Annotated in this window: 10 protein-coding genes; 9 read left to right on the forward strand and 1 reads right to left on the reverse strand. The window is 67.6% G+C overall.

Going from position 1 to position 13,347, the window contains the following annotated elements:
- Nucleotides 1-70: 70 nt before the first annotated feature.
- The 6 genes from EPD81_RS07370 to EPD81_RS07395 are packed head-to-tail and all read left to right on the forward strand — an operon-like array spanning nucleotide 71 to nucleotide 5,815.
- Nucleotides 71-1,162 (forward strand): branched-chain amino acid ABC transporter substrate-binding protein, encoded by a 1,092-nt coding sequence (locus tag EPD81_RS07370; RefSeq protein ID WP_142804812.1) that lies wholly within the window; start codon nucleotides 71-73, stop codon nucleotides 1,160-1,162.
- Nucleotides 1,163-1,191: 29 nt separating this feature from the next.
- On the forward strand, nucleotides 1,192-2,106 hold the full coding sequence (locus EPD81_RS07375) for a branched-chain amino acid ABC transporter permease LivH (protein WP_142804813.1): 915 nt from the start codon (nucleotides 1,192-1,194) through the stop codon (nucleotides 2,104-2,106).
- Entirely contained in the window at nucleotides 2,106-3,392 is a 1,287-nt protein-coding gene (gene livM, locus EPD81_RS07380) for a high-affinity branched-chain amino acid ABC transporter permease LivM (RefSeq protein ID WP_142804814.1), read from the forward strand. Before EPD81_RS07375 ends, livM begins: the two co-directional genes overlap by 1 nt.
- Nucleotides 3,389-4,201, forward strand: coding sequence for an ABC transporter ATP-binding protein (locus tag EPD81_RS07385; RefSeq protein ID WP_142804815.1), 813 nt, complete (start codon nucleotides 3,389-3,391; stop codon nucleotides 4,199-4,201). Before livM ends, EPD81_RS07385 begins: the two co-directional genes overlap by 4 nt.
- On the forward strand, nucleotides 4,194-4,904 hold the full coding sequence (locus EPD81_RS07390; RefSeq protein ID WP_142804816.1) for an ABC transporter ATP-binding protein: 711 nt from the start codon (nucleotides 4,194-4,196) through the stop codon (nucleotides 4,902-4,904). The genes EPD81_RS07385 and EPD81_RS07390 overlap by 8 nt, the downstream gene beginning before the upstream one ends.
- Nucleotides 4,901-5,815 carry a DMT family transporter gene (locus EPD81_RS07395; protein ID WP_142804817.1) on the forward strand — a complete coding sequence of 305 codons (915 nt, stop codon included), beginning with the start codon at nucleotides 4,901-4,903 and terminating at the stop codon, nucleotides 5,813-5,815. Before EPD81_RS07390 ends, EPD81_RS07395 begins: the two co-directional genes overlap by 4 nt.
- 13 nt (nucleotides 5,816-5,828) lie before the next feature.
- On the opposite strand, the gene EPD81_RS07400 is transcribed toward EPD81_RS07395, so the two are convergent.
- On the reverse strand, nucleotides 5,829-7,286 hold the full coding sequence (locus EPD81_RS07400; RefSeq protein ID WP_055422921.1) for an NAD-dependent succinate-semialdehyde dehydrogenase: 1,458 nt from the start codon (nucleotides 7,284-7,286) through the stop codon (nucleotides 5,829-5,831).
- A gap of 127 nt (nucleotides 7,287-7,413) precedes the next feature.
- On the opposite strand from EPD81_RS07400, the gene EPD81_RS07405 reads away from it, so the two are divergent.
- Genes EPD81_RS07405 through EPD81_RS07415 form a run of 3 tightly spaced genes read left to right on the forward strand, consistent with a single transcriptional unit; the run spans nucleotide 7,414 to nucleotide 13,339 of the window.
- The gene (locus EPD81_RS07405; protein ID WP_142804818.1) at nucleotides 7,414-10,107 is read left to right on the forward strand and encodes a GNAT family N-acetyltransferase; all 2,694 of its coding nucleotides are present in this window, start codon (nucleotides 7,414-7,416) and stop codon (nucleotides 10,105-10,107) included.
- 2 nt (nucleotides 10,108-10,109) lie between these two features.
- On the forward strand, nucleotides 10,110-10,967 hold the full coding sequence (locus EPD81_RS07410; RefSeq protein ID WP_142804819.1) for a D-hexose-6-phosphate mutarotase: 858 nt from the start codon (nucleotides 10,110-10,112) through the stop codon (nucleotides 10,965-10,967).
- A gap of 53 nt (nucleotides 10,968-11,020) precedes the next feature.
- A complete protein-coding gene (locus EPD81_RS07415) occupies nucleotides 11,021-13,339 on the forward strand; it encodes a Tex family protein (RefSeq protein WP_142804820.1) in 2,319 nt (772 codons plus the stop codon).
- Nucleotides 13,340-13,347: the final 8 nt, after the last annotated feature.

Raw genomic sequence — 13,347 nt, forward strand, 5'->3', positions numbered from 1 at the left:
GGCGCGCGCTATGCTTCGCGCCGCACCCACCTCCGAGCGCCGTTTGCATCCATATCAAAAGGAGACTCCGATGACCCCTTTGCGTACCCTCGTCCTCGCCGCCGGTCTGGCCGCGCCCCTTCTTGCCCATGCCGACTGGCTGGTGGGCGTGGCCGGCCCCTTCACCGGCCAATACGCCTCCGCCGGCGACCAGATCAAAAAAGGGGCGGAAGCGGCCGCCGCCGACATCAACGCCAAGGGCGGCGTGCTCGGGCAGAAGATCAAGCTCGAATACGGCGACGACGCCTGCGATCCCAAACAGGCCGTGGCCGTGGCCAACGCCCTCGTCAACAAGAAAGTACAGTTCGTACACGGCCACTGGTGCTCCAGCTCCACCATCCCCGCCTCCGACATCTACAACGATGCCGACATCCTCATGGCCACCGTGTCGACCAACCCGCAGGTGACCGAACGCGGCCTGAAGAACATCTTCCGCATCATGGGGCGCGACGACCAGCAAGGCTCGGTGATCGGGCAATGGATCGCCAGCAAATTCAAGGACAAGAAAGTCGCCGTGCTCGACGACAAGAGCGCCTATGGCAAGGGGCTGGCCGACGAGATCGCCAAGGCGATGAAAGCCGCCGGCAAGGAACCGGTGCTGCGTGAATCCATCACCGCCGGCGAAAAAGATTATTCCGGCATCGTCACCCGGCTGAAGAACGCCGGCGTCGACGTGCTCGCCTACGGCGGCTATCACACCGAAGTCGCGCTGCTGCTGCGCCAGGCCGATCAGGTGGGGCTGCCGCTGGTCGTGGTGGGAGGCGACACCATGACCAACTCCGAGCTCGTCACCGCTGCGGGCCAGCTCGCCGATCGCGTCTACTTCACCTTCACGCCCGATCCGCGCAAGAATCCGCAAGCCGCGCCCATCGTCGAGCGTTTCCGCGCCGCCAAGATCGAACCCGAGGGGTACGTGCTCTATGCCTACGCGGCCCTGCAGCTCTTCGAGCAGGCCGTGACGCAGGCCGGCGGGGTCGAGCGCGCCAAGCTCGAGCCGGTGCTGCGTCGAGGAAAATTCGACACGGCCATCGGCACGCTGGAATTCGACGAGAAAGGCGACTTGAAGAAGCCGGCCTTCGCCGTCTATAAGTGGACCGGCGGCAGCTACGACTACGCCGAGTAAGCTCAACGGACGCTGGAGGGGAAACGCCTTTGGGTTACGCGCTGCAGCAACTCATCAATGGCCTGACCTTGGGGGCAACCTATGGCCTCATCGCCATCGGTTACACGATGGTGTACGGCATCATCGGCATGATCAACTTCGCCCACGGCGAGATCTACATGATCGGCGCCTTCCTCTCGGTGCTCACCTACGTGCTGTGCACCGCGTTGGGGATCGGGCCGACGCCGCTCGTGCTGCTCGCCATGCTCTTCGTGTCGGTCGCTTTCACCGCCCTCTACGGATGGGCGGTCGAGCGCATCGGCTACCGGCCGCTGCGCGGGGCGCCGCGCCTCGCTCCGCTGATTTCGGCCATCGGCATGTCCATCTTCCTGCAGAACTACGTCCAGCTCACGCAGGGCGCGCGCATCAAGGCCGTGCCGCCGCTGTGGCAGGGAGGGGTGACGCTGTGGTCGGCCGACGACTTCCGCGTCACCTTCGGCTGGGCACAGCTCACCGTGGTCGTCGTCACGCTGATCGTCATGGCCGGGTTTGCCTGGATGATCACACGCACCTCCTTCGGCCGCCAGCAGCGCGCCTGTGAGCAGGATCCCAAAATGGCCGCCTTGCTGGGCATCGACGTCGATCGCACCATTTCGCTCACCTTCATCCTCGGTGCGGCGCTGGCGGCCGTAGCGGGAATGATGGCGGTGCTGCAGTACGGCGTGATCGACTTCTCTATCGGCTTCATCGCCGGCATCAAGGCCTTCACCGCCGCAGTGCTCGGCGGCATCGGCTCCATTCCCGGCGCCATGCTGGGCGGCCTCCTCATCGGCCTCGTCGAGGCGTTCTGGTCGGCCTACCTCTCGCCGGAGTACAAAGACGTAGCCACCTTCTCCATCCTCGTGCTGGTGCTGCTCTTTCGTCCCACGGGGCTGCTGGGCAAACCCGACGTGGAGAAAGTGTGATGACCGCCGCCGTGATCTCTGCGTCTTCGCCGCTTGCCCTGCGCCTGCGCGACGCGCTCGCCGTCACGGTACTCGGCGGGCTGCTCGCCTTGCCTTTCATCGGGCTCGTCACCGTCGAAGAGGGAGGCGCGCTCACCGTGCGTACCCGCTGGGGGGCGTGGGGGGCGACGCTCGCGGCACTCTTCTTCGGGCGGCTGGTGCTGCGGGCGGCGCTCGATGCCTGGCGCAGCCGCAGACCGGCCGGCAGGCGCGCCGTCTTCTCGAGCGGGGACGCCGTGCTGCGCCGCGCCGCCGGCACGAGCCTGCTGGCGGCGGCGCTCCTGCTGCCGGTCTTCTTCGCCGACAACCGCTACGTGATCGACACGGCCACGACGCTGGGCATCTACGTGATGCTCGGCTGGGGGCTCAACGTGGTGGTAGGGCTCGCCGGGCTGCTCGATCTGGGCTACGTCGCCTTCTACGCCGTGGGCGCCTATACCTATGCGCTGCTGTCGACGCAGTTCGGCTGGAGCTTCTGGGCGGCGCTGCCAGCGGCGGGCGCCCTGGCGGCGCTCTTCGGCATCCTGCTCGGCTATCCGGTGTTGCGGCTGCGTGGCGACTACCTCGCCATCGTCACCCTGGGTTTCGGCGAAATCATCCGCGTCGTGCTACTCAACTGGACTTCCTTTTCCGGCGGCCCCAACGGCATCGGCAGCATTCCCCGGCCTAGTTTCTTCGGGCTGCCGTTCGCACGCAGCGCCGAGGGGCAAACCTTCCATGAATTCTTCGGGCTGGAATTTTCGCCCATGCACCGCCTCATCTTCCTCTACTATCTCATCGTCACCTTGGCGTTGCTCACACACGCCCTGGTCAGCCGCCTGCGCGTGCTGCCCACGGGACGAGCCTGGGAAGCGCTGCGCGAAGACGAGATCGCCTGCAAGTCCCTGGGGATCAATACCACCACCGTCAAGCTCTCGGCGTTCGCCACCGGGGCGATGCTCGCCGGCTTTGCCGGCGTGTTCTTCGCCGCCCGGCAGGGATTCATTTCGCCGGAGAGTTTCACTTTCGCCGAATCGGCCACGATCCTCGCCATCGTCGTGCTGGGCGGCATGGGGTCGCAGCTCGGCGTGGTGCTGGCCGCGGCGGTGCTGGTCGTACTGCCGGAAGTGGGGCGCCAGTTCGCCGACTACCGCATGCTCGTCTTCGGTGCGGCCATGGTCACCATCATGGCGGTGAGGCCCATGGGCCTGCTCGCGCGGCGCGAACCCACCGTGCGCCTGAACCCGTCGCGGAGCAGCGCACCATGACGCCACTCGTCACGGTAGACCACCTCGTGATGCGCTTCGGCGGCATCACCGCCATCGACGGGCTCTCGCTGCAGGTGCCGCGCGGAGCGATCACCGCCATCATCGGCCCCAACGGAGCGGGCAAGACGACGCTCTTCAACTGCCTCACCGGTTTCTATCGCCCCAGCGCCGGCCGCATCCTACTGCACGAGGACGACGGCAGCGAGCGCGACCTCACCCGTCTCAAGGGCCACCGCATCGCGCGCGAGGCGCGCATCGTGCGCACGTTCCAGAACATCCGCCTCTTCGGTGGCATGACGGTGCTGGAAAATTTGCTCGTCGCCCAGCATCAGGCGCTCACGCGGGCGTCGCGTTTCGCCCTTGCCGGTTTGCTGCACACACCAGGCTATCGGCGTGCCGAACGCGAGGCGATCGAACTCGCCCGGCGCTGGCTCGCCGAACTGGGGCTCACCGCCTTTGCCGACACGCCGGCCGGGGCGCTACCCTATGGCACTCAACGCCGCGTGGAAATCGCCCGCGCCCTGTGCGCGCGACCGCGCCTGCTGTGCCTGGACGAGCCGGCCGCCGGCCTCAATCCGCGCGAATCGGCCGAGCTCAAGGCGCTGCTCACGGCGCTGCGTGACGCACACGGCCTGACGCTGCTCTTCATCGAGCACGACATGAGCGTAGTGATGAACGTGTCCGATTACGTGGTGGTGATGAACTTCGGGCGCAAGATCGCCGAAGGGCCGCCCGAGGCGGTGCGCCGCGACCCCGAAGTGATACGTGCCTATCTGGGCGAAGAAGACGAAGAGGCCGCCGATGCTTGAATTGCAGCACGTCAGCGCCCACTACGGCCCCATCCAGGCACTGGCCGAGGTCGACCTGGTGGTGCGCGCCGGCGAGATCGTCACGCTCATCGGCGCGAACGGCGCCGGCAAATCCACCTTGATGACGACGCTCTTCGGCACCCCGCGCGCGAGCAGCGGCCGCATCCTGCTCGAGGGCGAGGACATCACGGCGCTACCGCCGCACCGCATCGCGCGCCGCGGCATGGCCCTCGTTCCGGAGGGGCGCCGCGTCTTCGCCAAAATGAGCGTCTACGAAAATCTGCTGCTGGGGGCCACGCCGCTCGACGGAGCTCACGTGGAAGAAAACCTGCGGCGGGTCTTCTCGCTCTTTCCAGTGCTCGAAACGCGCCGCGCCCAACGTGCCGGCACGCTCTCCGGCGGCGAGCAGCAGATGCTGGCCATCGGGCGGGCGCTGATGAGCGAACCACGCCTGCTGTTGCTCGACGAACCCTCGCTGGGGCTCGCGCCGCTCGTCATCCGCACCATCTTTCGCACCATCGTCGCCCTCAACCGCGAACACGGTCTCACCATCCTGCTGGTGGAACAAAATGCCCGGCAGGCATTGAAGATCGCGCACCGCGGCTACGTGCTACAAAACGGACGTATCGTGCTCGAAGGTAGCGGTGCCGCCCTGCTCGCCGATCCCCAGGTGCGCGCCGCCTACCTCGACGCTGCCTCATGATCGAACGCCGGCTGATCGCCTATCTCATCGCCGTGGGTGGGATGTTGTCGATCGCCGCCGGGGCGATCTGCGCGCGCCTCGCCCAGGGCGAGGGCGTGGAATCGCTCGCCGTGGCCGCCTGGCGTCTCACCTTCGCCGCGCTCGCCGTGGCGCCGGTGGCGCTCTTCTTCGACCGGGCCTCGCTGCGCGCCATGACCCTGCGGCAGCTGGGTCTGGCGCTACTCGCCGGCGCCTTCCTCGCCCTGCACTTCGCGCTGTGGATCCGCTCGCTCGCCCTCACCTCGGTCGCCTCGAGCACGGTGCTGGTCACCACCAACCCCATCTGGATCGCCCTCGTGGGCTTCCTCTTCCTGCGCGAGCGGTTCAACCGCACACTGCTCGCCGGCATGGCGCTCGCGCTCGCCGGCAGTCTGGCCATCTTCTGGAGCGACCGGCACACGGGCGGCGCCGATTCCCTCTGGGGCAACTTCCTCGCGCTCGCCGGCGCCTGGTGTTTCTCGGCCTATCTGCTTGTGGGCCACCGGCTGCGGGCTCGGCTCACGCTGCCGGCCTACGTCTTCAGCGTCTACACCAGCGCCGCGGCGCTCCTCATGCTCGCCTGCCTGCTCAGCGGCACGCCGCTTTCGGGGTGGTCTTCTGCAGGCTGGCAGGCATTGCTGCTGCTCGCCCTCTTGCCGCAGGTGGTGGGGCACACGGCCTACAACTGGTCGCTGCGCCACGTCTCGGCCGCTTTTGTGGCCATCGTCACCCTGGGCGAGCCGGTGGGCAGCAGCCTGCTCGCCTGGCTCGTGTTCGGCGAGCGGCTCGGCGGTCTGCAGGCGCTCGGTTTCGTGCTGCTGCTCCTGGGCATCGGCCTGGCGGCACTGGGCGAGAACCAGCGCACCGCCGCCCGCGCGCTCGCCGCCCAGTAAGGGTGAAACGGGGCTACAGCCCCGCCAGGCATACCGACTTCAACTCCAGATACTCCTCCACGCCGTACTTCGAGCCCTCGCGCCCGAAGCCGGACTGTTTGATGCCGCCGAAAGGCGCCGCCTCGTTCGAGGTCGAGCCGGTATTGACCCCGACCACGCCCACTTCGAGCGCCTCGGCCACGCGCAGGATGCGGCCCACGTCGCGCGCATACAGATATCCCGCCAGACCGTAGTCGCTGGCGTTCGCCAAGGCGATGCCTTCTTCCTCCGTCTCGAAGCGGTAGAGCGGCGCCACCGGCCCGAAGATCTCCTCGTGCGCGATGCGCATGTCGGGCGTGATCCCCTCGAGCGCCGTCGGCGTGTAAAAAAGCCCCTGCGCGCGCCGACCGCCGCACAAGAGCCGCGCCCCTTTTTCGCGCGCGTCGGCCACCAAAGCCTCCACCTTGTCGAGCGCCGCCTCGTCGATGAGCGGCCCCACCGTCACCCCCGGCTGCCATCCCGGCCCGACGGCGAGCTTCTCTACCTCCTCGACGTAGCGGCGCACGAACGCTTCGTAGATCCCCGCCTGCACCAGGATGCGGTTGGCGCACACGCAGGTCTGCCCCGAATTGCGGTATTTCGAGGCGATCGCCCCCTGTACCGCGGCCTCCACGTCCGCGTCGTCGAACACGAGAAAAGGCGCGTCGCCCCCCAGCTCCAGCGACAGGCGCTTGAGCGTGGCGGCGCTTTGCGCCATCAGCAGCCGCCCGACCTCGGTCGAGCCGGTGAAAGAAATCTTGCGCACGCGAGGATCGGACGTGAGCGCCAGGCCGATCGGCGCTGGATCGGCGCCGGTGACGACATCGAGCACCCCGGGCGGCATGCCCGCCTGCTCGGCGAGCCGCGCGAGCGCCAGGGCCGTGAGCGGCGTCTGCTCGGCCGGCTTCACCACCACGGTGCAGCCCACCGCCAGCGCCGGCGCCACCTTGCGCGTGATCATCGAGGCAGGAAAATTCCACGGCGTGATCGCCGCGCACACGCCCACCGGCTGACGCAGCACGAGGAAACGCCGGTCGGCCCGATTGGTCGGCATGATCTCGCCGTAGATGCGCTTCCCTTCTTCGGCGAACCACTCGACGAAAGCCGCCGCGTGCGCCACTTCGCCGCGCGCCTGCGCGAGCGGTTTCCCCTGCTCGTGCATCACCAGCGTGGCGAGCTCCTCGAGCGAAGAGCGCATCAGAGCCGCCCAGCGCGACAGCACCACCGCCCGCTCCTGAGGCAGGCTCCGGCGCCAGGAATCGAACGCCGCCGCAGCCGCCGCGATCGCCCGCCGGGTCTCGGCCTCTCCCATGTCCGGCACTTCGGCCAGGCGATCGCCGCTTGCCGGATCGAAGACGGGGAAGCGCCTTCCCGAATCGGCCTCGCACCATTGCCCTCCGATCCAGGCCCGATCGACCAGCAAACCCTTTGCCCGCACCGCCTCCAGCGACATCCTTCGCTCCTTTCCTCTCATCGCGCGCACAGCCGCCCGACGATTCTACCCCCGAGCGCCGCGCACCATGCCCGCGCTGCGCTGGGGTGCGATAAACTTATGGCCTCATCGCTCGGGGCCCGACGTCATGAAAGAGACCCATTATCTCCAGCCGCTGCTCGAACCGCGTTCCGTCGGCATCATCGGCGCCTCCGACCGCCCGGGTTCGCTCGGGCAGACCGTCACCCGCAACATGCTGGAGGCCGGCTTCCATGGGCGGCTCTTCCTGATCAACCCCAACCACGAAACGCTCTTCGACCTGCCCTGCTACAAGTCGGTCGAAGACGTGCCGCACCGGCTCGACCTGGCGGTCATCTGCACCCGGCCCGAACGGGCCCCCGGCATCGTCGAGGCCTGCGGCCGCGCCGGAGTCAAGGCCATCGTCGTGCTCAGCTCCGGTTTCTCCGAATCCGGCCCGCGCGGCAGCTATCTCGAGCGTCAGATCATCGAGATCGCCCGGCGCTACAAGATGCGCGTGCTCGGACCCAACTGCCTCGGGGTCGTGCGCCCGAGCATCGGACTCAACGCCACCTTTGCCCATGCCTCGGCCATCAAGGGGTCCATCGGGCTCGTATCGCAGTCGGGCGCCCTGTGTGCCGCCGTGCTCGACTGGGCCAAACCCAACGGCGTGGGTTTTTCCGCCGTCGTGTCGCTGGGCGTGTCGGCCGACGTCGATTTCGGCGACGTACTCGACTTTCTCGCCACCGACCACCGCACCGAATCCATCATCCTCTACATCGAAGGCATCCGCAACGCGCGCCGCTTCATGAGCGCGCTGCGGGCCGCCGCCCGCGTCAAGCCCGTCCTGGTACTCAAGGCCGGGCGCCGACCGGAAGTGATGCAGGTCATCCTTGCCCATACCGGCAACCAACCCGGCAACGACGCCGTATTCGATGCCGCCCTGCGCCGCTCCGGCGTGATCCGCCTGTACAACATCAGTCAGCTCTACGCGGCTGCCACCGCCCTCTTCGCCCGCCTGCGTCCACGCGGCAACCGGCTCGCCATCATCACCAACGGCGGCGGCCTCGGAGCGATGGCGGCCGACCGTGCCGCCGATCTGAAAATCCCCCTGGCCAAACTCAGCAGCGACACCCTCGGGCGGCTCGATGCCTTCCTGCCCGAATCCTGGTCACACGGCAATCCCCTCGACATCCTGGGCGATGCCGATGCCGAGCGCTACCGCAAAACCTTCCAGATCGTGCTCGAATCTCCCGAAGTCGACGGCGTGCTCCTCATCCTCACGCCACAGGCCATGACCGACCCCACCGCCGTGGCCGAGGCGATCATCGAAGAAGAAAAGCACGCCGAAAAGCCCGTCGTCACCTGCTGGCTCGGACAGGAGCTCGTCGAAGAGGCACGGCAGAAATTCATCGCCGCCGGCATTCCCACGTTCGAAGCGCCCGAGCCCGCGGTCGAGCTCTTCTCGCACGTCTCCTCCTACTACCGCAACCAGAAGCTCCTCGCCCAAACGCCGGCTCCTCTGTCGCACCACGAGCCGCCGCGCGTGGAGAATGCGCAGCTCGTCATCGAAACGGCACTCTCCGAGCGGCGCAACCGTCTCAACGAAATGGAATCGAAAGCCATCCTCGCGGCTTTCCACATTCCCATCGCCCAGACGGTGGTCGCGCGCAGTGTCACCGAGGCCATGGTGCTCGCCGAAGAGCTGGGCTTGCCCGTGGCGATGAAGATCGATTCCCCCTCGGTGATCGACAAAGCCGACTCGGGCGGCGTACGCCTGAACCTCGGTTCCTTGGCCGCGGTACGCACCGCCTATCAGGAGATCATCGCCGACGTCAAGAAGAACGTGCCCGATGCGGTAATCAACGGCGTAGCCATCGAACCGATGGTCATCAAGCGTCATGGGCGAGAACTGGCGATCCGCGTGCGCCGCGACCCCATTTTCGGCCCGGTGATCCTCTTCGGTGAGGGAGGCAGGCGGGTAGGCATGGAAGAGGATATGAACGTGGCCCTCCCCCCCTTGAACGGCTTCCTCGCCCAGGATCTCGTGCGCAACAGCCGCGTCTACCCCATGCTTCAGGAATACCGAAATATGCCGGCGATCGCCTTCGACAAGCTCGAACAGGTGCTGTTGCGCGTCTCCGAGATGGTATGCGAACTCCCCTGGATCGACTACCTCAGCATCAATCCGCTGGTGGTCGACGAACGGGAAGCCATCGCTCTGGATGCCAAGATCACCATCCAGCCCATCAATCCCTCGGCGGATCGCTACGCCCACATGGCGATCCACCCCTACCCTTCGCACCTCATCCACATCTGGACTCTGGGAGACGGCACCCAGATCACCATCCGGCCCATCCGCCCCGAAGACGCCGAGCTCGAGGCCGAGTTCGTGCGCCGCCTCTCGCCCGAGACCAAGTACTTCCGTTTCATGACCACGCTCAACGAGCTGCCTCCGCCCATGCTCGCGCGGCTCACCCAGATCGACTACGACCGCGAAATGGCCTTCATCGCTGTCACCAAAGACAAGAACGGCGAAGAGATCGAACTGGGCGTGGCCCGCTATGCCGTGAACCCCGACGGCGAATCCTGCGAGTTCGCCATCGTCGTCGCCGACGAATGGCAGGGTCGGGGGCTCGCCCGCCGCCTCATGCAGATCCTCATCGAAACGGCCCGCAGCCGGGGTCTGAAATACATGACCGGCGTCTTCCTTGCCAACAACGAGCGCATGCTGCGTTTCGTGCAGAGCCTCGGCTTCACCCTCACCGACGACCCCGAAGACCGCACCATCAAGAAAGGCATCCTGCCGCTGCAAGGTTCCTGACCATGCCCACCGTCCACATCGACACCCACCGCCTCGGCGAACTCCCGGCGCTCACCCTCTCGCTGGGTGAAGCCCGCGCCACCCTCACCCCGTTCGGCGCCCAGGTCCTCTCCTGGATCCCCGAAGACGGCCAGGAGCGGCTCTATCTGAGGAGCGAATCCGCCGCTCTCACCGGAGCGCAGCCCATCCGCGGCGGCATCCCCATCATTTTTCCCCAATTCGGCACGCTCGGCTCCGGAGCGCGCCACGGCTTCGCCCGCACCCACGCCTGGCGCATTGACGAGACGCGCCAAGGCGAAGACTACGTGCTCGTGACCCTGCAGCTCGACCCCACCCTGCTCGAACCCGGCGCACGCACCACCTTCCCTCACGACTTCCTCGCCGAAGTCACCGTGCTCCTCTCCGAGCGACGCCTGGACGTGGAACTCGCCGTGCGCAACACCGGCACCGCCCCTTTCACCTTCACCGCGGCGCTACACACCTATCTGGCCGTACCCGAGATCGAGCGCAGCGCCCTGCAAGGACTGGGCGGCAGCGAATACACCGACCCGGCCGACCCCCGCCTGTGGCACGCCGAAGCGGAGAACGTCACACGACTGGAGCCGCCGCTCGACCGGCTCTACCGTGGTGGCGAACGCGTGCTCACGCTCGCCACCCCCACCCTGCGCACCGAGATCGCACAGGCCGGTTTCGGCGAGACCGTACTCTGGAACCCCGGCGAAGCCGGCCCCGCCGACCTCCCCGCCGGTGCCTGGCAGCGTTTCGTCTGCATCGAGGCCGCGCAGGCGAGCGTCCCCGTGTCGCTCGAACCCGACGAGGAATGGGCTGGACGACAGGCACTCATGCTCCCCGAACGTTGACCGCCGTCGCGCCGACGGCCACAATCCGCCTTTTCCTGCCAAGACGATAGCCGATGTCGACGATCGAAAACCGAATCGCCCAAGAACTGGGCGTCGCGCCGCGCCAGGTGATGGCCGCCGTGGCACTGCTCGATGCCGGATCCACCGTCCCCTTCATCGCCCGCTACCGCAAGGAGCTCACTGGCGGGCTCGACGACACGCAGCTGCGCCAGCTCGAAGAGCGTCTGGGCTACCTGCGCGAACTCGAAGCGCGCCGCGAAGCGATTCGCTCCTCCATCGCCGAGCAAGGCAAGCTCACCGCCGAACTCGAAGAAAAGCTGCGCGCCGCCGACACCAAACAAGCGCTCGAAGACCTCTACCTCCCTTATCGCCCCAAACGGCGCACCAAGGCCATGATCGCCCGCGAGGCGGGGCTGGAGCCGCTCGCCGACGCGCTCGCCAGCGACCCGCTCGCCGAACCGGAAGCGCTCGCCGCCGCTTACCTCAACCCGGACGCAGGCTTTGCCGACGTCAAGGCCGTGCTCGAGGGGGCGCGCCAGATCCTCGCCGAGCGCTACGCCGAAGATGCCGATCTGCTCGCCGAGCTGCGCGCCCTCTTCGAGCGGGAGGCCCATGTCTATAGCCGCGTCGTCGAAGGCAAGGAAACGGAAGGCGCCAAGTTCCGCGACTGGTTCGACCACCACGAACCGATCGCCGCCATCCCCTCGCACCGGGCGCTCGCCCTGCTGCGCGGACGCAACGAAGGCGTGCTGCGGCTCAGCGTCGACATCCCCCACGACGAAGATCGTCCCCACCCCGCGCTCGCCGTCATCGCGCGCCGCTATGGCCTGGCCGACCAGGGGCGCCCCGCCGACCGCTGGCGGCTCGACACCGCCCGCTGGGCCTGGGCGACCAAGCTTTCGGTCCATCTCGAACTCGACGCCCTCAACCGCATGCGCGAGCGCGCCGGCACGGAAGCGATCCGCGTCTTCGGGCGCAACCTGAAGGAACTGCTGCTCGCCGCCCCGGCCGGCGCCCGCGTGACCATGGGCATCGACCCGGGCATCCGCACCGGCATCAAGGTCGCCGTGGTCGACGCCACCGGCCGCGTGATCGCCACCGACACCCTCTACCCCTTCGAGCCGCGGCGCCACTACGAGCCGACGATCGCCGCACTCGCCACGCTCATCGCCCGGCACAACGTCGAACTCATCGCCATCGGCAACGGCACCGCCAGCCGCGAGACCGAACGCCTCGTCGCCGAGTGCCTGGCGCGCCACTCCGAGCTGCGGGCGCAGAAAGTGGTCGTCTCGGAAGCCGGCGCCTCGGTCTACTCCGCCTCCGAGCTCGCCTCGCAGGAACTCCCCGAGCTCGACGTCTCCCTGCGCGGCGCCGTCTCCATCGCCCGCCGCCTGCAGGATCCGCTCGCCGAACTCGTCAAGATCGATCCCAAGTCGATCGGCATCGGTCAGTATCAGCACGATCTCGACGCGACGCAACTGTCGCGCACGCTGGACGCCGTGGTCGAGGATTGCGTCAACGCCGTCGGCGTCGACCTCAACACCGCCAGCCCCGCGCTGCTCGCCCGCGTCTCGGGGCTCAACCGTAGCATCGCCGAAGAGATCGTCGCCTGGCGCCAGCGCCACGGCGGATTTCGCCGGCGCGAGCAACTGCGTGAGGTTCCGCGCATCGGCCCCCGCACCTTCGAGCAGGCCGCCGGATTCCTGCGCATCCCCGAAGGAGACGACCCGCTGGATGCCTCCGCCGTGCACCCCGAAGCCTATCCCCTGGTGCGCAAAATCCTCCAACGCATCGGCAAGGACGTGCGCGAAGTCCTCGGCCAGCGCGCCCTCATCGAAACGCTCGACCCGGCCGAATTCACCGACGAGCGCTTCGGCTTGCCCACCGTGCGCGACATCCTCGCCGAACTCGTCAAGCCGGGGCGCGACCCGCGGCCGGAATTCCGCACCGCACGCTTCGCCGAAGGAATCGAGACGCTCGAAGACCTCCGTCCCGGCCAATGGCTCGAAGGCGTGGTCACCAACGTCACCAATTTCGGCGCCTTCATCGACATCGGCGTGCATCAAGATGGTCTCGCGCACGTCTCCGAGCTCTCCGAGCGCTTCGTGCGCGACCCGCACGAGGTCGTCAAACCAGGGCAAATCGTGCGGGTGCGCGTGCTCGAAGTCGACCTCGAGCGGCGCCGCATCGCTCTGTCGTTGAAAAAGGAACGTGCCGAAGGGGCCCCGACGGCCCAGCCGCGCGCCGAACCCGCCGCCAAGGAAGTGCGTCGCCCCGCCAAGACGGCCAAACCCGCCAAGCCTGGCCGGCGCGAATCCCCTGCCCCCGAGAGCGCCCTCGCCCAAGCGCTCGCCCGCGCCCTGGAACGCTGAGGTTCGCC

Source organism: Tepidiphilus sp. J10, from assembly GCF_006980785.1.
In the GTDB taxonomy this organism is placed as follows: domain Bacteria; phylum Pseudomonadota; class Gammaproteobacteria; order Burkholderiales; family Rhodocyclaceae; genus Tepidiphilus; species Tepidiphilus olei.

Bases quoted from the DNA above. Each gene is read 5' to 3' on its own strand.
- EPD81_RS07370 (WP_142804812.1), top strand. From the start codon at position 71: ATGACCCCTTTGCGTACCCTCGTCCTCGCCGCCGGTCTGGCCGCGCCC.
- livM (WP_142804814.1), top strand. From the start codon at position 2,106: ATGACCGCCGCCGTGATCTCTGCGTCTTCGCCGCTTGCCCTGCGCCTG.
- EPD81_RS07385 (WP_142804815.1), top strand. From the start codon at position 3,389: ATGACGCCACTCGTCACGGTAGACCACCTCGTGATGCGCTTCGGCGGC.
- EPD81_RS07390 (WP_142804816.1), top strand. From the start codon at position 4,194: ATGCTTGAATTGCAGCACGTCAGCGCCCACTACGGCCCCATCCAGGCA.
- EPD81_RS07395 (WP_142804817.1), top strand. From the start codon at position 4,901: ATGATCGAACGCCGGCTGATCGCCTATCTCATCGCCGTGGGTGGGATG.
- EPD81_RS07400 (WP_055422921.1), bottom strand. From the start codon at position 7,286: ATGTCGCTGGAGGCGGTGCGGGCAAAGGGTTTGCTGGTCGATCGGGCC.
- EPD81_RS07405 (WP_142804818.1), top strand. From the start codon at position 7,414: ATGAAAGAGACCCATTATCTCCAGCCGCTGCTCGAACCGCGTTCCGTC.
- EPD81_RS07410 (WP_142804819.1), top strand. From the start codon at position 10,110: ATGCCCACCGTCCACATCGACACCCACCGCCTCGGCGAACTCCCGGCG.
- EPD81_RS07415 (WP_142804820.1), top strand. From the start codon at position 11,021: ATGTCGACGATCGAAAACCGAATCGCCCAAGAACTGGGCGTCGCGCCG.